Below are 17,838 nucleotides of genomic sequence, written 5' to 3' on the forward strand. Positions count from 1 at the left end.
GCCCGCAAAGCGCGGGCTCCGGCGGTAGGTGGGCGCGGTCAGGCCGGGTCGTACGACGAGGTGTTGCACGCGCTGGTGCTGCAGGTGCTTCCGCAGCCGTCGCTGGTGCTGCACGCCATGACGACCAGCGGCGTCGTGGCCTCGATGACCCGCAGGTCGAGCGCGAAGTCGTCGTCGGTGACGACGTCGGCGTCGGCCGTGGGGGCGTCGAGGACCGCAGTCGGCGGGGCCATCGACATCACTCTCCTCAGCTGGAAGGGTTGGATGGTGCCACCTGGTCTAGGGCCAGGAGATCGTGACGACGCCGTGCGTCTTGTCCATGACGGGGGCGTCGGCGGAGATGAGCGAGGGGTCGCTGCCGACGGGCCAGTAGTGGAAGGTCGGTTCGGTGTGGCGTCCGTCGCGATCCCAGGCCTGGATCTGTTCGACCATGGAGGCAGCGGCTCGCTGTCCGTCCGGGCCGTAGGCGCGGGCGCCGAACTCCGCCCCCTCGCCCTCGGCAGCCGGACGCACGGCCAGGTAGGCGAAGCCCGCACCGGAGACGACGCCGAAGGGGAACCAGCGGCGCTCAGCGGCCAGGTCGGTTCCCTCGTCCGGGGCGATCCGGCAGAAGCCGGGGAGGAACCACGCGAACCACAGGTGCAGGTCGGCGAACGAGACGCCGTTGTCGATCGTCACGCCCGACCAGCGCTCGGCGCGCTCCGTCGCCAGGACGCCGTCGAGCCGGCTGATCTCACGGGGGGCACCGGAGTCGAACGAGAGCCGGACGTTACGCCCGTTGCCGTCGGGCAGGAGGAACACCCGGTCGGGGTGCCGACCGTCGCCCTGCATCGGCACGAAACCGGCGACCTCCGCCGACGTACTGGAGAGGCTCTCGGACGCCCGGCGGAACCCGATCGTCCTCGTGACACCGTTCATGATCAGCGGCAGGACGAGCACGCCCGGATTCCGCAGTTGGTCGAGCAGGGCCGGGGGGATGTCCCAGGCGCCCACCGTGACGATGACGGCGTCGAAGGGACCCTCGCCCGGCACACCGTGCTCGGCGTCGGCGACCAGGACCCGGACCCGGTCGCCGTAGCCGTTCTGTTCCAGCAGCGTCGTCGCGCGGGCGGTGACCTCCGGGTCGATGTCGACGCTGACGACCCGTCCCTGTGGACCGACGATCTCGGCGAGGTACGCGGCGTTCAGGCCACCCGAGCCGACCTCCAGCACCGTCATGCCGGACCGCACCTCGGCCTGTTCGAGCATCCGCGCCTGGATGTAGGCGGCGGACACCGAGGAGATCGCCACGCCGTGCTCGTCGCGTTTGGTGACCACCGAGTTGTCGACCCCGTAGGCAACGGTGAGATCGGTGCCGTCGGGCATGAACCGCTCACGTGGCACCCGGCGGAACGCCGCCTCCACCGCTGCGGTGGCGATCTTGCCTCGGCCGCGCAGCTCGTCCACCAGCACGGCGCGCAGGTCGGCCGCCCGGTCGGCACCGTCATGCGTGTCAGCCACCTGGATCACTCGGTACTTCCTTCTTCTCGGGTGCCGGGCACCTTCCGTCGTGGTGCACCAGCGTCGCGGACCGGACCGCCGGCTGCACCGGGCCGGAGAACCCGGATGCGTCGTCGGTCGCTCCCCACACTCTGGCCCGGACGAGCGGCCGGGTGAACGCACGCCATGCGGACGAACCACGTGTCCGCATACCCGGATACGGGCACGGCGGCGCGACGCGGGACCGCCATGCGCGTGAGCCCGGCGAGCCACGCGCGGCCGAACCCACGTCTGGCGCATGCTGGTGTGCGGCGGCGAACGACGGTGCCGGCGGGCGTACGGGTCTACGCTGCTCGATACCGTTCGGTGGAATCCTGAGGAGGGCGGCGTCATGGCCCAGGCCCCGAGGACGCTCCAGCCGTCCGCGTCGGAGCGTCACTTCTTCGGTGCCGAGCTGCGGCGCCTACGGGAACAGGCGAATCTCTCCCAGGCGCGGCTGGGAGCGAAGATCCGCTTTAGCGCCGATCTGGTCCGGCGGGTGGAGACAGCGGACCGGTTCCCATCCCGCCAGTTCGTCGAGGCCTGCGACACGGCACTGGCCGCAGGCGGAGCTCTACTGCGGCTACTGCCGTTACTCGAGTCGAAACGGGGCCTCGAACGAAACATGAGGCCTGCCTCCTCACCTGCCGGTCCGGTCAGTCCGGTGATCCCGTCGCAGGCGGCTCCGCCCGGGTCCACCGAGCCCGGTGACCTGGTCAGGCGGGTTCCCTTCCAACCGGGCGTACTTGACCGGGCCGCACTGGACTGGCTGAACGCCGACCGTGGCCCCAGCTGCCCCACGCCGGGTCGACCGGTCGCCGCGAGCCGCGTCTCGGAGGACGAGCTCGCATCGGCGGAGACCGCGCTCACCGTGTTCCGGCAGTTGGATCACACCCACGGTGCCGGCCGGGTCCACGCCCAGGTGCAGCGGTACATCGAAAATGAGCTCAACCGGCTGCTCGCGGCCACGCCCGCGTCCGAGTCGATCGGTAGACGCCTGCACACGCTCGCGGCGGGCTTCTTCGAGCTCTGCGGCTACCAGGCTGTGGACACGGGCGCGCACGGACTGGCCCAGCGTCGTTACCTACGCGCCCTACGGCTGTCGCAGGCAGCAGACGACCGGAGCTACGGCGGGTATCTGCTCGCCGTCAACATCGGCCACCTGGCGCTCCACTGCAATCATCCCGAGGCCGGGCTTCGGATGGCCGTCACCGCGCTCACGGGGTGCGAGGAACAGGCGACCCCGGCGCTACGCGCCGCACTGCATGCCGTGGTGGCCCGCGCGCACGCCCGCCTCGGGCATGAAGCCGACTCGGTAGCCCATCTCTCCGTCGCGGAGAAGCAGCTCGCCCGTAGCCAGCCGGAGGACGAACCGGAGTGGATCCGTTACTTCACCCCGGCCTACCTCGCCGACGAGCTGGCCCACTGCTTTCACGACCTCGGCCGGCCGCAGCAGACACAGCATCATCTGGGCGACGCGCTCACCTCGCTGAGTCCCTCGCACGTCCGCCGGCTCGCCATCGACACCGCGCTCCTGGCCTCGTCCCTGGCCGCCGCCGGGCGTATCGACGAAGCGTGTGCGACCGGGCGGGAGGCCGTCGATCACGCGGCCAGGACGGCCTCGCACCGGTGCGTGCAGCGCATCGTCGATGTCCAGGTCGATCTCGATCCCTACCGCGGCGAGCCGGAGGTCCGCGAGTTCGGCGACTACGTGCGGCATCAGCTGCCAGCGGCAGCGGTGTAGCACCCCGGATCCCCGCCGGCCTCGCCCATCCACGACCGGTAGTGGGCCAGCTCAGCCTCCAATGCCGCCCCAGCATGTCCGGAGGTGGCCACGTAGTGACCGACGCCGTCGAGCAACAGCAGCTCGTGTGGCAGGCCGCGGCGGGTCAACTGCGCGGCGAGGTCCCGCGCGTCGTCGACGGTGGCAACGGCGTCGACGGTGCCGTGGACGAGCAGCACCGGCCGGCGGATCGCATCGGCGTGGACCCGGCCCGCGCCGCCCCGCAGGCGCAGGGCATGGGCGCGCTGGAATCTGGGCACGGTGGTCGCCCACCGGTCGGGATCCACGATCGCCGAGATGGCCGTGGCGGCGGCGAACGGCCCGTCCTGCGTCGCCGCGTGGAGGGCCGTGTACCCGCCGGCGCTCGCACCGCGGATGAAGACCCCACCCGGCACCGCTCGCCCCGTTACCAGCAGGTGCTCGGCCACTGCCCGGCAGTCGTCGACGTCATCGACACCCCACCGGCCGTACAGCGACTCGCGGAACGCCCGCCCGTAGCCGGTGCTGCCGAGGTAGTCGACATCCACGACGGCGAACCCACGGCTGGTGAAGAACTGCGCCTGCCAGTCCAGGCGCAGCAGGCAGGAGGCGGTCGGGCCGGGGTGCGCACGGACGATCACGGGCGCCCGCCACCCCGGCCCCGCGCCTGTCGGCGGATACACCAGGGCCAGGACCTCGCGGTCGTCCGCGACCCGCACCCGCAGCTCCGTCGGCGTCGAGACCGCGCGTCCGGCAAGGCGGGTGTGTTCCGACCGGGCCAGCACCTCCAGGCGGGGACCGTCAGCAGTCAGGTGCGCCAACGCGACCTGCGGCGCCGCCGTCGGTGACGAGGCGATCAGCGCGACTGCCGCCCCGTGCGCCGCCACGTAGGGCTTGATCGACGTGTACGGAAGCTCGACCGACGTCGCAGTGCCGGACGGGTCGACGAGGAGCAGGCGGTGTCGCGGCCCCTGCTGCACCGCCATCACGATCCGTCCGTCGTCGAGGAAGTCATACGACGCGTAGCCCAGTTCCCAGGGCTCCGCCACGCACTCACCCGCGACGGGAACGACGGCCTGGACCTCCTGTCCGTTCCACCGGAAGAGGTTCCACCAGCCACTGCGGTCCGACATGAAGTAGAGCGCGCCGTCGGGACCCCACCGTGGCTCCACCGCCGACTCGTCTGCCCCGCCCGCGACCCGCACGCGATCCCCGATGCCTCCGCCAGGCTCGTAGGGCGCCACCCACAGCTCGCAGGCATCCCACGGCATGTCCCGCTCGCTCCACCACGACCATGCCAGGAAGGCCGGCCCTGGTCGCGGCGCGCCGAAGAAGCCCGCCGACTCGGCGAGGACCCTCAACTGCGGCGGCCCCGTGAGCGCCACCGCCACCAGCTCGTCGCCCTGCTCGGACTCCCGCACGGCCAGCAGCTCGCCCGCACCGACGACCAGGTCTCCCATTACCCCTGGACTGATCAGTTCCAGCTCGTCACCTCCGCGGCGACGCCGATACAGACCACCCTCGCCGACACACCACAGGTCACCGTCGACGACGGCGAAGGAGCCACCGCCGTACGCGTGCACCGCGCTGCCGATGTGGAAGTTCGCGGGACCCGCGTCCCGCGTTCCTTCGCCGGGCCGCCACCGCGTCAGGGTTGCGGCTCCGCCGGCATCGGGGCGCGTCTCCAACCAATAGAGCGAACCGTCGAAGATTCGAAGCTGGTCATAACTGACGGATGCCCGCACCGCGTCCGCCGCCGCAATGGGAGCATCGGCGGCCTCCGCCCTCACGCGCGCCTCCTCGCGCAGCCCGGCGTCAAGCAGGCAGGACGGCAGACGAGGAGCCCTCTCGGGTGCCACACTCGGCGCGCCGGCAGCCGGGGTGGAGGCGGGCCCGGCCTCGGGGACTCACGGGGATGGGCAGCCACAACGCCGACTCTACGCCCGCCGACGCGCACGCCCTGCGGAGTCTCGCCTCCGTGCTCCAGCAACCTTCCTGCCCAATGCCGCGGCTGGGCGGGAGCTACAGCTGACCCAGAGGGGATGAGGCCTCGAAACGTGGCCGCATACAGGTAGTGCACATGTGAAGATCGCGCCGATAGCGATCTTTCACCGCTTCGGCAAGGAAAGGTCTGCTATAGATCGCAACACAAGGTCTTGCGGTCGGCATGACTGGTGGTTTGGCGGCCCAGATCCCACCCGCTGACGATGGTGGGCATGACACGGCGTGCCCACCGGCGGCCCATCGGTCGATCGCCTCCACCACGTTTTCCAACGTCCGTCCCCTCCCGGGCACGGCGTAGCGGCGACGGCTTTGATGGGACGACGAGCGATGACCCCCACCTCCCCGATCGCCGACACTCAGGCGGGCGTTACCGGCCCCGGACGGTCATCTCCCGGACCGGCGACTCGGCCGTGACACTCTCGCAGACGCCCAACAGATCGGGATGGTTCCGCAACTTCACGTACCCCTGCGGCGGGTGGAACTCACCCAGCTCCGCCTTGAGCTCAGCAATCGAAACACCCGGATACTCCGACACACGTTCGATCGGAATGGCGAAGGCCTGCTCCAGATCCCGGACGTACTCCAGCACCGACGCGCCGTTACCGACACGGGCCCGCTCCGCGATCGCCGCGATCCTCTGCGGTGTGTCGACGACGGCCGGAGCAAGATCGATGACCGGCCCGAGGCGGGCAACCGGAGCATTCAAGTACACGTACCAGCGCACCGACCGGCCGCTAACAAACCGCCGCCGGAACTCATGGGTCTTCTCACCCGCCCAGATCAGGTCGTAGTACACCGCGTGCAGCGACATCAACACCGGCTCACGGCTATCGGCCAGGAAATCGTCATCGCCGAAGAGGCTCGCCTGTTCGGACGGCGGGAAGAGATTCATCGTCACCCGATCCATACTGCGGTCCATGGCGACCCAGGCGTGGTTCCGCCCCGGCACGGTATGTCGCCGTCTTCTCCCTCCCCAGTGCTGGCAGGGTCGCGCCCTACCCGCATCGGCGTCAACCGACGCAGCCAGGCGATCGTAGCGGCCCGGCTGTCGCCCTCGCAGGCCCCGACATCTGCCCGATCGCAGGTGTGCCTGTGCCCTGCGCCGGCAGGGACCCTACGGAGGAGCCGGTTCGCTGCGGTGCGCGGCGAGCACAGAGCCGACGACGATCGCACCGAGCCCGAGTACCGCGGCAACGCTGATCTCATCGCGGAGGAAGACCACGCGGAAAGCGACGGCGAAGGCGGGTGACAGACAGAACGCCAAGACCGCCGGGGCGGCGCCGACGCGGGCGACATCTTCACTTCCTCACTCTCTTCGTCGTCAACGAGCGCGCAGGGATCGACTCGCTCCCTGAACAGCGGCGTCTGATCGAGGAGTGGCTGGCTAGAACTGATTGCTGACGGAGCTGGCCGGCAGTTCAAGGATGAGCAGGTCCATAGGTGTTCCGTCCGGGAGAGCCGACGCGGACACCTGCCGCCATCCCGCCCGTCGGTACATGTCCCGCGCCGCCGCCTGCGGATTGGAAGCAAGAGTCGCCCACCGCTCGGGTCGACTGCTCAAGAGCCGCCGGATCAACCCAGCACCGATACCCTCACCCCGGCGGCGCGGGTGGACGAGCCACTCCATGATGGCGAACTTGTCCGCGTTGAGCACGTCAGTGGGCGGGCATTGGTCGGTGCGGGACCACCATCGGCCGGCGGGCATCGTCCAGCCATAAGTCGCCCCCACCAACGCGCCCTCATCCTCTGCGGTGACCAGCGTGAACCCGGGCCGCATCGCCTCGCCGGGCAGGCCGTCAGCAAACCGCCGAACCTGCTCTGGCCCCTCCCTGTACGGAGGCTCCGCATACACCACCGCGTACAAGTCGACTATCTCTAGAAGCCAGGAAGCGGTGGGCAAACCAGCGAGCGCAGAGTATGTGAGTGCCATCAAACCTCGCCGACGAGACCGTCGCAGTCGCCTCCGCCAGGTTGTTGATCACAACCCGATGCGGAGACGCGAATCGGGTTCTCACCACGGCAGCAGATCGTGCCCGTGGAATAGACATCCTGTGGGGCCGTCCTCAGGCAGTGTTGCAAGCCAGGCGAGAGAATCGGCAGCTTCCTGCGGCGAATGATTCGCTTTTCCATACGCTAGTCGCGTCTCGACCTTCCCAGGGCTGGCCGCGTTCACGAGAATTCCCTCGGGATGAAGTTCGGCGGCGAGGATACAGGTCAGAGCGTTGACTCCGGCCTTCGACACGCGATATGCCACGCTGCCTGGCCCCATGTGAGCAAACGTCCCCATGTGACTAGTGATGTTGACAATCCGGCCGTAGCCATTCTTCTTCATCTCTGGTACTGCTGCTGTGCAGCAGCGCCACGTCCCCATGATGTTCGCTTCCAGAGTTGCCCGGACCTTCTCCATATCGGCGGCAGCGGCGAGCTGCCCTCGATCGATTGCGATGGCGGCGTTGTTGACGAGCACGTCCAAGCGGCCATGGAGGTAGCCGACATCAGCCATCAGACGGGCCACGCTCGCGGCGTCCGTGATGTCAAGCTGGTGCCCGGAGGCTGGTAGGCCTTCACGAGCTAGGTCACCCGCCACGCGGTCGGCCGCTTCTTCGGAGCGTGCTGTCACGATCACGTGGATGCTCTGCTGCGCGAGACGGCGGGCGAGCGCCAATCCGAGGCCACGGTTCGATCCCGTCACCACGGCCACTCGCTGTTCATCGGTCATGAGACGAGGCTCCGTACCTGCTCATCGAGCTGCTGGACGGCTGGGTGCTGATGCCTTGTCAAAAGACCGTGGATGTCGATGAGTCGCCGCTGGTTGCGTACGGAGCGGGCGGCAGCGATGTCTGGTACTGCCTGGCCGACAAGAGCACAGGCATGTTCGATATCACCGAGGTTCAGCATGGCATCGGCACGCCAGACAAGGTAGGTGGCCCGGTCGCGGCTCCGCTCGTCTGGCTGGAGAGCGAGTGTTCGTGCCAACCACTGGTCAGCGGCCTGGTGGCGTTGCAGTAGCAAGTAACAGGCAGCAGTCTGAGCACAATACTCGGCTTGATCGAAGTACGCTGCCCATGCGGGCGTCGGCTCGTCGTCTGCGAGTGACATCTCGGTCTCGGCCTGACTGAGCAGGCGCTCGCACGCTGTTGCATCGCCAAGGACAGCGTGCGCGCGTGCCTCTCGTGTCGAGAGCATTGCGCGGACACGTGCCGGCGCGCCACTGGCACCAGCGCGGGCGGCGCTGGCCAGCTCAAGCGCTTCCACGGGGCGGCCGGTGTCGACGCGTTGCAGACTCATGCACTTCAAGATGTTGGCACCGGCAGACCGATCCTCCGCCGCGTGCGCTGACCTTAGAGCGGTAAACCAGTACCGTTCGGCAGCTGCGTGAAAGCCAGCGTCGAAGCTGGCCCATCCCGCGATCCGGCCCAGCTCAGCAGCGATCGTAAAGAGCCGTTGTCCGGTGGGCGTCGAGTATGAACCACCGGCGAGGAGGTCGGTTACTAGACGTAGCTCGGCGTCGACAAGGCCTCGGATGCTGCCTCCGCCCAAGCTTGCATCCATCCTGCGCAGCGTTGGTAGTCGCTGCTCAAGACAGTCGACCAGTTCACGGTCAATCCGGCCTCCTTGAAGCGCGGTTGACAGTCGGGGTGCTTCGATGCCGAGCCACTGCTCTGCGACGGTGGTGGCGAGCCCCGCTCCCATGGTCAGGAACCCACGACGGTCTAGCACGGCTGAGCCTGCCGTCTCGTCGAGAAGCGCAAGCGCACCTGTGGCCGTCCAGGGGGTTGAGACGCTGACAGAAGGGCCTGCCGGAAGCCAGTGAGGCCAGCCTCGCTGTCGCACCGTCTCTTCTGGGATCCCAAGTTCCGCTGCCAGAGCCATCTGCGTCGGGTCATCGGGTACCACGCCCCATCGTTCCCAGCGCCATGCCTTTTCACGACGAGCAGCCGTATTCAGGCGCCGAGCTATCACGTTGACCAAGTCCTGGTGAGTCCAGTTTCGCTGCTGTCGAACGTAGCTCAGCGGGTGAACCAGAAGCTGGCTCGCGGATGTCGCTGCTCGCGCCATCGCACCTCCCTCGCGTCGCGACCACTCTATCCCTCGATGCCCTGCGAAGTGACCTGTGACCATCACAAATGGGCGGACGACAGGAGGAGACAACACCAAGACAACAGCGTAGCGGTCGACCGGTGAGGCCAGACCACGGTTATCTATCGCACAGCGGCTCTTGTTTCTAGAACGTGCGGAAGGTTCTGCTGTGCCTGTTGCTCGGAGGTTGGCGTTGTTGCTGGCCATCCCTTTGTCCGCGACGGTGTTGTTCGCGGGGTGGGGTGTGGTGTCGGCGGGCTTGCAGGGGCGTGGCGCCGACCGTTTGCAGTCCTTGGTGGCGGTGTCCGCCGCGGTGGGTGAGCTGGTTGATGAGCTCGGCCGGGAGCGAGTGACGGCAGCGGAGTTGGTGTCGAGCGCGCGTGGCAGTGCCAACCCGCTGTTGGAGCAGGTTGCTCGCACGGATCGGGTGGTTGGGGAGTACCGGCAGCGCCGTGGACGCTTCGGTGCCGGCGATCGTGACGCTGAGCGGCTGTTGGCACCGTTCGATGGCCAGTTGATGCGGTTGCCTGGGCTGCGGGAGCAGGTGAGGAGCCGGTCGGTTTCGCGTACGGCGGTGCTGGTGCGTTACCGCGTGGCGATCTCGCTGGGGTTGGCGGTGCGGGAGAGCGTTGGTCAGGTCGGTGGTGCCGATGGGCAGGTCGCGGACCGGCTGCGGGTGGCGGAGGCGTTGTCGCGGGCGTCGGAGTACGCGGGTATTCAGCAGACGGCGGTGCTCGCGGCTGGTGGTGGCTTGTTGACGCAGGCCTTGCAGCAGGAGTTGGCGGGGGCGCGGGCGGGTTACGAGGAGGCGCTGCTGACGGTGGCGCAGCGGTCGTCGGCGCGGTGGCGGTCGTGGTTGGACCAGGCGCTGTCCGGGCCGGAGGTCCTCGCGGCGCAGCGTGTCGATGACGAGGTCACCCGGTGCAGGGTGGGGTCCCGCTTGCGGGTTGACGTCGACGAGTGGGTCCGGGTCAGCGCGCAGCGTCGTGAGCGTCTGCACGCGGTGCAGACGCGGGTCGACGCCGATATCGCCGCTGAGGTGTCGCGGCGGCGCGCCGAGCAGTGGGCCACGACAGGCGTGTTGTCCGGCGCGGCGGTGGTGATAGTGGCTGTGGCGGGTGTGCTGGCGCTGCGGCAGGGCCGGGCGTTGACGTCGCGGCTGCGGCGGGTCCGGGACGCGGTGACGGGCATGGCCGCCGTGGATCTGCCGGACCTGGTGAGGCGGGTGGCAGTGGCCGATCCGGCGGATCCAGCGGCGATGCCGCCCGCTCCGGCGGCACTCGCGGCAGCGGGTGCGGGCCGTGACGAGGTTGATGAGGTCACTGCCGCGTTCGACACCCTCGCGGCAACGGTGTATCGGATCGCCATCGACTTGTCGCGGCAGCGGCGGGTCGCCGCAGGCGCGGTGGAGGCGGTCGGACGCCGGTGTCAGGGGATGGCGCACCGGTTGCTGCGGGAGCTGGACCTGGCGGAGCGCGACGAGGCGGACTCCCGGACGCTGGCGACGTTCTTCCGGCTCGACAATCTCGCCGCCCAGTTGCAGCACGCCACGCAGAGCCTGCTGGTGTTGTCGGGTCGTTCTCTGGGGGCGGTGCATCCGGAGCCGGTGGCGTTGGTGACGGTGGCGCAGGCGGCGTTGAGCCGGATCCAGGAGTACCGGCGGGTCGTGTCGGGTGCCATCGATGAGCGGGTGGCGGTGCCGCCAGCGTTGATCGACGACTTGGTGCACCTGCTGGCGTCGCTGTTGGACAACGCGACCCGTTACAGCCCCGACGAGGTGGTGGTCACGGGGCATCTGCTCGGTGACCGGGTAATCGTCCAGGTCACCGACACCGGCTCGGGGATCGAACCGGATCTGCTGCGGCGGCTCAACAGCGAGTTGGCCGACCCGGCGCCCATGATCGAGGTGGAGCACATTCGCCGGCAGGGCGTGGCCACGGTGGCGCTGCTGACGGCGGCACACGGCCTGCGGGTGCGGCTGCTGCCAGGGCAGGCAGGCGGCACGGTCGCGGAAGTCGAGATTCCGGCCAGCAAGCTCCTGGTCGCGACCACGCCGCCACCGGCGTTGCCTACGGGCCCGGTGGCGGGCCGGCGGGCACCCGGCACCAACCCTGCCGCCCTTCATCTCCCGGCAGGGCAGGCTCTGCGGCGCCCCGACCAGCCGGCGGGATCAACCAGTCGTGTCGAGTCACGGGTGCCGCATCCCGTGGACGCGGCGACCCAGATACTGCCGGTCATCCCGCCGCCACGTGCGGCGCGCGGTGTGGACCAGGTGACTCCCGTCTTCGACGAGGTGGCTCGGCGCTCGCCCTGGTTCGAGGAAGGCGCGACCGTGCACCTGCCCGCGGCGGCGCGTCTGCCCGCACCGCGTCTCCGGCACGGCGAGCCGGCGACCACCCCCAACGGGTTGCCGCGGCGCCAGCCGATGACCGCCTTCGTACCCCCTGCGCGGCCTGGCCCGGCAGTGGTTCCCGGTCCGTCTTCCCGCGGTCTGGCGGCTACGGCCGCCGCCTATCAGCGTGGCCTCAGCCACCGTCGTTTCCCTTCGAAAGGTCACCCCTGATGATTGCAGCCAGCCCGAACCTGAGCTACCTGTTGACCAACAACCTCGTCGAGCGGGTGGCGGGGATCAGCCAGGCCGTCGCGGTGTCCGCCGACGGGTTGCTCCTGGCGTGGACCGACGGGCTCAACCACGACGCCGCCGAGCGGGTCGCTGCCGTAGCGGCGGGCTTGAGCAGCCTGCTCAACGGTGCCGCACTCGACCTGAACGCGGGCCCCGTGCAGGGCAACATCACCGAACTCGGGGCGGGCTTTCTGATCCTGATGGCGGTCGGCAGCGGCGCATCGCTGCTCGCGCTGACCACCCGCGACGCCGATCTCGCCTTCGTCACGACCGAGTTGGGGCGCTTCGCCGAGCAGGTGGGCGACCAACTGACCCCCGCGTTCGCCGGTGCCCTCACCGTGGCGGGCCGGAGATGACCGTCCCGGCCCCCGCCACCAGCCCTCGGCCGACGCGTGGCCCGCACCCGGGTGTGAAGCTGATGTTGACCGGCCCGTTCGGGGTGGGCAAGACGACGCTGGTCGGGGCGGTGTCGGACATCGCCCCGGTCACGACCGAGGTGCGGATGTCGACACCTGGCGTCGACGACACCTCCGGCAGCCCGGCGAAAACGACCACGACGGTGGCGATGGACTTCGGTCGTCTCGACGTTGACGGGGTGACCCTCTACGTCTTCGGCACGCCCGGACAGGACCGGTTCTGGTTCATGTGGGACGCGATCAGCCGCGGTGTCGCCGGTGCGGTGGTCCTGGTCGACGTACGCCGGTTGCAGGATTCGTTCCGGCACGTGGACTACGTCGAACACGCCGGGTTGCCGTTCGTGGTCGCGGTCAACCACTTCCCCGACGCCCGCGCCGTTGCGGTGGCGGACGTGCGGGAGGCCCTGACCCTCGGTTCGGACGTGCCGATCGTGGATGTCGACGCCCGGGACCGCGACAGCGTCCGGCACCTTCTCATCGCTCTCGTTCAGCACGCCCTCACCCGCGCCACCGCCACCCCGGCCCCCGCTGCGACCTTGGCCGTTCGGCGCTGAGCGGCTTGTGCGTGCACCTGTCACCTAACGCGAAGGAGCCCACTTCCATGACCCATCCGCCTCGACGTGCCCGGCGTGGACTCGCTGCGGCGGCCGTCGCCAGCCTGCTGCTCACCACCACCGCCTGCACCACCGCCAGCGCAGACACGACCGCGGTGCGGATCGGGCTGCTGGTGTCGCTGTCGGGTACCTACACCGCCGTCGGTGAGGACATGCAGCGCGGCTTCCGCCTCTACCTCGACACCCACGGCGGCAAGCTCGGCGGCCGAACGATCGACCTGGTCGTCGCCGACGAGGGCGACGGCCCGGCCACCGCCGTCCCCGCCGCCCGCAAGCTCCTGGAACGCGACCGGGTCGTCGCGCTGACCGGACTGGTCGGTGGGGCGACGGTCGACAAGGTCCAGACCCTGACCACCGAACGGAAGATCCCCCTGGTCGGCGGGAACGCCCGGCCGGCGTTCGCGGCGGTCGGCGGGAAGCCTCGGGACCTGGCCTACACGTGGCACACCTCCTACAACAGCGACGAGCCCGGCATCGCCATCGCCGAGTACGTCAAGACGCAGGTGGCCGACGGGACGGTGTACGCGATCGGCCCCGACTACCAGGGCGGCTGGGACGAGTTGCGCGGTTTCACCGACACGTTCACCCGCCTCGGCGGGAAACTCGCCAACCCGGACGGCAAGGCCCTGTTCACGCCGTTTCCCGGCACGGAGAACTTCCTGCCGTACCTGAACAAGGCCGCCGAGTCGAACCCGGCGGCGGTGTACACGTTCTACGCCGGCGCCGCGTCAGTGGCGTTCGTGACGCAGTACCGCAAGTCCGACCTCGCCGACGTGCCTCTCTACGCGGCCGGGTTCCTCACCGAGGGCTCCGTCCTGTCGGCGCAGGGCACGGCGGCCACAGGAATCCGCAACGTCCTCAACTACAGTCCCACCCTCGCCAACACCGCGAACCAGGACTTCGTGGCCGCATGGTCCGCCGCCGGGCACCCCGGCCAGCCGACCACCTACGCGATGGCCTCCTACGATGCCGCCGCAGTCCTCGACCGGGCCCTTTCCACCGTCGACGGGCCGGTCACCGGGGAGAAGCTCAACGCCGCCATCGGCACGGTCGGCAGGGTCGTCTCACCGCGTGGGGACTGGCAGTTCCACCCCACGCTGCACCGGCCGATGCAGCGCTGGTACCTGCGCGAGGTCCGGCCCGACGGGCCCGTGCTGTCCAACGTGCTGGTGCAGGACCTCACCACCCTGCCCGCCAACTGACCTCCCGCACCGCCTCACCCGCAGAAGGAGGTGCTGTGGACACCTACCTGATCCCCGCCGTCGACGCGATCACCTACGGGCTGCTGCTCGCGATCGCCGCCGCCGGCCTCACCCTGGCCCTCGGCGCTGGCGGAGTGCTGAACCTCGCCCACGGCACCCTTCTCGCCGCCGGCGGGTACGTCGCCGCCGCGACCAGCGCCGGCACCTGGACCAGCCTCGCCCTCGCCGTCGTCGCGGCAACCACGGTCGGAGGCGTCGGCGGGGCCATCCTCGCGGCGGGCACCGCCGCGCTGGCCGGCCGGGGCCACCTCCACCAGGCACTGCTGACCTTCGGTATCGCGCTGATCGGCGCCGACCTGCTGACCACCATCTTCGGACCCGACACCCGTCGCCCGCAGGTACCGGCCCCGTTGGACGCCACCCTGACACTGGCGGGGCACCGGTACCCGGCCGACCGGCTCGCGGTCCTCGCCGTCGCCGTGATGGTCGCCGTCGTCGGATACGCGGTGCTGCACCGCACCCGCGCCGGACGACTCGTCCGCGCCACCGTCGACGACCGGGCAATGGTCGCCGGCATCGGCGTCAACCCCCGCACCGTGGACGCTACGGTCCTGATCGCCTCCGGGACCCTCGCCGGCCTCGCGGGTGCACTCGTCACCCCGATCCTCGGCGTGGGACCGGGCACCGCCGACACCACCCTGCTGCTGTCCCTGGTCATCGTGGTCTGCGGCGGTCTCGGATCGGTGCCCGGCGCAGTCGCCGCCGCGATCGGTGCAGGCCTGGTCCAGACCATCGGGGTGATCACCGCACCGGCGTGGGCACCGTACCTGCTCGTCGCCGCGATGGCCCTCTCGCTGCTCACCCGCCGCACCCCACAACCCGGGACACGCCGATGAGCGTCGACACCCTTGCCAACCTGGCCACCGGCCGCATCCTGCGGCTACAACAGCGCGCACGGCCATGGGCCGGGCCCTTGCTGGCGGCTGTCGCGGTAGCCGCAGTGGCGGCCACGCCGGACGGCTACCTACACGCCACCCTGGCGCGGATGCTCCCTCTGGCCCTGCTCGCGGTCAGCGTCGCCGCCATCACCGGCCACGCCGGCCTGCCGACCCTCGGCCAGGTCGCCCCCTACGCCGCCGGCGCCTACACCACCGCCCACCTCGCCCTGACCGGTGTCACCCTCGCCGCGGCGCACCTGCTCGTCGCCGCCGTCGCCGGAGCCGCCACCGCGGGACTGCTCGGGGCGCTGCTCGTCCGCTACCGCGGCACCGTGGTGCTGATGCTCAGCCTCGCGGCGGCGGAGCTGACCGCGATCACCGCCGGCCAGTGGCGCACCATCACCGGCGGCACCGACGGCCTCGCCGGCATCCCCGCCGCCCACCTGCTCCCCGGCACACCGGCGCTGACCGCCGACCGGCCGCTGCTGCTCTACACCGCCACCATCACGATCACCGCAACCACCGCCGCGACATACCTCCTCCACCGCTGGCAGACCCTCCTCACCGCCGTACGCGACAACGAAAGCCGCGCCGCCGCCAGCGGCCACCCGACCACCGGCTACCTGTGGATCACACACACCGGCGCGGGGGCCCTGGCCGGCATCGCCGGTGCCCTGCTCATCCACACCCACCGGTGGATCACGCCCGCCGACGTCGGATTCGGCACCGCGGCCCTGGCCCTGCTCGCCGTGGTCATCGGCGGCCCCCGCTGCCTGCCCGCCGCCGCCACCGCAGCCGTGCTCGTCCTCACCGTCCGCGACGTCGCCGCCGCGCCATGGCCCGGCCACGCCCCACTCCTACTCGGCGGCCTGTTCGTCGCCGCCGTCTACCTGCTGCCCGGCGGCCTGGCCGCCCTCCCCACACACCTCACCACCGCCGCTGCCAGGCGGGCCCGACCGGCCACCTACCGCATCACCCCGCCACCGGCCGACAGGAGCCCCGCATGAGCACCGGCCAGCCCGTCGACGCCAACGACTGCGTCCCGTCACGGCGCGCACACGCCGACATCGACCGCGCCCACGGCACCGGCCTGACCGCCACTGGCCTGCGCCACAGCTACGGCAAACTCACCGTGCTCGACCTCGACGCATTCGCCATCGCGCCCGGTGACCGACACGCCGTCATCGGCCCCAACGGTGCCGGCAAATCCACCCTGCTGAACCTCCTCGCCGGCACCATCGGACCCACCACGGGCCAGATCACCCTCCATGCCCAGACCATCACCCGCCGCCGATCCTCGTGGCGTGCCCGCGCCGGCATCGGCCGCACCTTCCAACACCCCACCGTGTATCCCGGCCTGACCGTGCTGGACTGCGTACGCATCGGCGGCTGGCACCACCGCCACAACCCCCACCACACCCCACACGAGCTGCTGAACCTCGTCGGCCTCGCCGGCTACGCCGACGAACCGGCCGGCCACCTCGCACACGGGCACCGCCGGATGCTCGACCTCGCCGTCGCCCTCGCCAGCCAACCACGGATCCTGCTCCTCGACGAACCCGCCGCCGGCCTCACCGACACCGAAACCACCCAACTGCTCGACATCCTGACCGGCCTGCCCGGCTGGCTGGCCATGGTGATCGTCGAGCACGACATGACCGTCGTGACCGCCCTGGCCAACTGGACCACCGTGCTGCACCACGGCCGCCGCATCACCGACGGCCCCACCGCCGAGGTCCGCGCCGACCCCACGGTCGCTGCCCTCTACCTCGGCACCCCGGAGACGACCGATGCTGCGCATCAATGACCTGACCGTCGGCCACTGCCCCGACACCCCCGTCCTCCGCAGCGCGAGCATGGTCCTGCCACCCCACGGCGTACACGCCGTCATCGGCCCGAACGGTGCCGGCAAGACCACCCTGCTGCACACCATCGCCGGGCACCTGCGGCCCACCGCCGGGCACATCGTGCTCGACGGCCACGACATCACCGGCATCCGTCCGATCCGCGCAGCACGCACTGGAATCGCCCTCGCTCCGCAGGGTCGCCGGCTGTGGCCGTCCCTGACCGTCCACGACCACCTCGCCATCACCCGCCCCACCACCCGGAAGCAGGACCGAGGCCAGTCATGGAACCTCGACCAACTGTTGGACCTGTTCCCCGAACTCGCCGCCCGGCTCCGCCACCGCGCCCACCAGCTCTCCGGCGGCGAACAACAGATGCTCACCATCGCCCGAGCCCTACGTTTGGCTCCCCGGCTGTTGCTGTGCGACGAACCTACCGAAGGACTCGCCCCCACCGCGGCCGCCCGCATCCGTGCCGCGCTGGCCGGCCTTCCCCGATACGGCGTCACCGTCCTGATCGCTTTGCCCCAGACTCGCTTCGCCACCGCCCTCGCGCACACCGTCCACGTCCTGACCAGCGGACGGATCAGCCCAACCCTGGATCCGGACACCGACGACGCCGACGCGCTGATCCGCCGCCACCTCGGCCTCACCACCGCACAGCCGCCCTCCGGGCCCCGCTCGCCGATCGCAGTTGCCGCCGGCCACCAGCCGCCCACTCACAGCCGGTGCCCTTCCTTGAGGGATGACTCATGAGGCGCCGGGCTGCTCACACGACGGCCGCCGCCGTCACCGTCCTTCTCCTCACGGCAGCAACCGGCGGCGTACCCACGGCTA

General features: G+C 70.2%; 16 protein-coding genes. 9 read left to right on the forward strand and 7 right to left on the reverse strand.

Annotated elements, in window-relative coordinates:
• Positions 1-38 precede the first annotated feature (38 nt).
• The gene (locus tag O7628_RS32445) at positions 39-233 is read right to left on the reverse strand and encodes an FxLD family lanthipeptide (protein ID WP_228986292.1); all 195 of its coding nucleotides are present in this window, start codon (positions 231-233) and stop codon (positions 39-41) included.
• Positions 234-279: 46 nt separating this feature from the next.
• Positions 280-1,500, reverse strand: a complete 1,221-nt coding sequence (fxlM, locus tag O7628_RS32450) for a methyltransferase, FxLD system (RefSeq protein WP_278136142.1) — start codon at positions 1,498-1,500, stop codon at positions 280-282.
• A 370-nt stretch (positions 1,501-1,870) separates the two neighbouring features.
• Between fxlM and O7628_RS32455 the strand changes: the two genes are divergently transcribed.
• Positions 1,871-3,262, forward strand: coding sequence for a helix-turn-helix transcriptional regulator (locus O7628_RS32455; RefSeq protein WP_278136143.1), 1,392 nt, complete (start codon positions 1,871-1,873; stop codon positions 3,260-3,262).
• Here O7628_RS32455 and O7628_RS32460 read toward each other — a convergent pair.
• The 5 genes from O7628_RS32460 to O7628_RS32480 all read right to left on the reverse strand — a co-directional run bounded on the left by O7628_RS32460 (position 3,238) and on the right by O7628_RS32480 (position 8,977).
• Positions 3,238-5,070 carry a prolyl oligopeptidase family serine peptidase gene (locus O7628_RS32460; protein ID WP_278136144.1) on the reverse strand — a complete coding sequence of 611 codons (1,833 nt, stop codon included), beginning with the start codon at positions 5,068-5,070 and terminating at the stop codon, positions 3,238-3,240. The two genes, O7628_RS32455 and O7628_RS32460, sit on opposite strands and share 25 nt — an antisense overlap.
• Before the next feature lie 581 nt (positions 5,071-5,651).
• Entirely contained in the window at positions 5,652-6,176 is a 525-nt protein-coding gene (locus tag O7628_RS32465) for a hypothetical protein (protein ID WP_278136456.1), read from the reverse strand.
• Between the two features lie 492 nt (positions 6,177-6,668).
• Positions 6,669-7,214: a GNAT family N-acetyltransferase gene (locus tag O7628_RS32470; protein ID WP_278136145.1), complete on the reverse strand. Its 546-nt coding sequence runs from the start codon at positions 7,212-7,214 to the stop codon at positions 6,669-6,671.
• An 81-nt stretch (positions 7,215-7,295) separates the two neighbouring features.
• On the reverse strand, positions 7,296-8,003 hold the full coding sequence (locus O7628_RS32475; protein ID WP_278136146.1) for an SDR family NAD(P)-dependent oxidoreductase: 708 nt from the start codon (positions 8,001-8,003) through the stop codon (positions 7,296-7,298).
• The gene (locus O7628_RS32480) at positions 8,000-8,977 is read right to left on the reverse strand and encodes a transcriptional regulator (RefSeq protein WP_278136147.1); all 978 of its coding nucleotides are present in this window, start codon (positions 8,975-8,977) and stop codon (positions 8,000-8,002) included. The genes O7628_RS32475 and O7628_RS32480 overlap by 4 nt, the downstream gene beginning before the upstream one ends.
• A 580-nt stretch (positions 8,978-9,557) precedes the next feature.
• On the opposite strand from O7628_RS32480, the gene O7628_RS32485 reads away from it, so the two are divergent.
• Genes O7628_RS32485 through O7628_RS32520 form a run of 8 tightly spaced genes read left to right on the forward strand, consistent with a single transcriptional unit; the run spans position 9,558 to position 17,757 of the window.
• Positions 9,558-11,927, forward strand: coding sequence for a nitrate- and nitrite sensing domain-containing protein (locus O7628_RS32485; RefSeq protein ID WP_278136148.1), 2,370 nt, complete (start codon positions 9,558-9,560; stop codon positions 11,925-11,927).
• Positions 11,927-12,343, forward strand: coding sequence for a roadblock/LC7 domain-containing protein (locus tag O7628_RS32490; RefSeq protein WP_278136149.1), 417 nt, complete (start codon positions 11,927-11,929; stop codon positions 12,341-12,343). The genes O7628_RS32485 and O7628_RS32490 overlap by 1 nt, the downstream gene beginning before the upstream one ends.
• On the forward strand, positions 12,340-12,957 hold the full coding sequence (locus O7628_RS32495; RefSeq protein WP_278136150.1) for an ATP/GTP-binding protein: 618 nt from the start codon (positions 12,340-12,342) through the stop codon (positions 12,955-12,957). Before O7628_RS32490 ends, O7628_RS32495 begins: the two co-directional genes overlap by 4 nt.
• Before the next feature lie 47 nt (positions 12,958-13,004).
• Positions 13,005-14,219 (forward strand): ABC transporter substrate-binding protein, encoded by a 1,215-nt coding sequence (locus O7628_RS32500; protein ID WP_278136151.1) that lies wholly within the window; start codon positions 13,005-13,007, stop codon positions 14,217-14,219.
• A 35-nt stretch (positions 14,220-14,254) separates the two neighbouring features.
• The gene (locus tag O7628_RS32505; protein WP_278136152.1) at positions 14,255-15,115 is read left to right on the forward strand and encodes a branched-chain amino acid ABC transporter permease; all 861 of its coding nucleotides are present in this window, start codon (positions 14,255-14,257) and stop codon (positions 15,113-15,115) included.
• On the forward strand, positions 15,112-16,164 hold the full coding sequence (locus O7628_RS32510) for a branched-chain amino acid ABC transporter permease (RefSeq protein ID WP_278136153.1): 1,053 nt from the start codon (positions 15,112-15,114) through the stop codon (positions 16,162-16,164). Before O7628_RS32505 ends, O7628_RS32510 begins: the two co-directional genes overlap by 4 nt.
• A complete protein-coding gene (locus O7628_RS32515) occupies positions 16,161-16,964 on the forward strand; it encodes an ATP-binding cassette domain-containing protein (protein WP_278136154.1) in 804 nt (267 codons plus the stop codon). Before O7628_RS32510 ends, O7628_RS32515 begins: the two co-directional genes overlap by 4 nt.
• Positions 16,948-17,757, forward strand: coding sequence for an ATP-binding cassette domain-containing protein (locus O7628_RS32520; RefSeq protein ID WP_278136155.1), 810 nt, complete (start codon positions 16,948-16,950; stop codon positions 17,755-17,757). The genes O7628_RS32515 and O7628_RS32520 overlap by 17 nt, the downstream gene beginning before the upstream one ends.
• Positions 17,758-17,838 lie beyond the last annotated feature (81 nt).

Origin of the sequence: Micromonospora sp. WMMD956, assembly GCF_029626125.1 — a bacterium.
GTDB lineage: Bacteria > Actinomycetota > Actinomycetes > Mycobacteriales > Micromonosporaceae > Micromonospora > Micromonospora carbonacea.

Bases quoted from the DNA above. Each gene is read 5' to 3' on its own strand.
- O7628_RS32445 (WP_228986292.1), bottom strand. From the start codon at position 233: ATGGCCCCGCCGACTGCGGTCCTCGACGCCCCCACGGCCGACGCCGAC.
- O7628_RS32455 (WP_278136143.1), top strand. From the start codon at position 1,871: ATGGCCCAGGCCCCGAGGACGCTCCAGCCGTCCGCGTCGGAGCGTCAC.
- O7628_RS32465 (WP_278136456.1), bottom strand. From the start codon at position 6,176: ATGAATCTCTTCCCGCCGTCCGAACAGGCGAGCCTCTTCGGCGATGAC.
- O7628_RS32470 (WP_278136145.1), bottom strand. From the start codon at position 7,214: ATGGCACTCACATACTCTGCGCTCGCTGGTTTGCCCACCGCTTCCTGG.
- O7628_RS32475 (WP_278136146.1), bottom strand. From the start codon at position 8,003: ATGACCGATGAACAGCGAGTGGCCGTGGTGACGGGATCGAACCGTGGC.
- O7628_RS32480 (WP_278136147.1), bottom strand. From the start codon at position 8,977: ATGGGAGCGGGGCTCGCCACCACCGTCGCAGAGCAGTGGCTCGGCATC.
- O7628_RS32490 (WP_278136149.1), top strand. From the start codon at position 11,927: ATGATTGCAGCCAGCCCGAACCTGAGCTACCTGTTGACCAACAACCTC.
- O7628_RS32495 (WP_278136150.1), top strand. From the start codon at position 12,340: ATGACCGTCCCGGCCCCCGCCACCAGCCCTCGGCCGACGCGTGGCCCG.
- O7628_RS32500 (WP_278136151.1), top strand. From the start codon at position 13,005: ATGACCCATCCGCCTCGACGTGCCCGGCGTGGACTCGCTGCGGCGGCC.
- O7628_RS32510 (WP_278136153.1), top strand. From the start codon at position 15,112: ATGAGCGTCGACACCCTTGCCAACCTGGCCACCGGCCGCATCCTGCGG.
- O7628_RS32515 (WP_278136154.1), top strand. From the start codon at position 16,161: ATGAGCACCGGCCAGCCCGTCGACGCCAACGACTGCGTCCCGTCACGG.
- O7628_RS32520 (WP_278136155.1), top strand. From the start codon at position 16,948: ATGCTGCGCATCAATGACCTGACCGTCGGCCACTGCCCCGACACCCCC.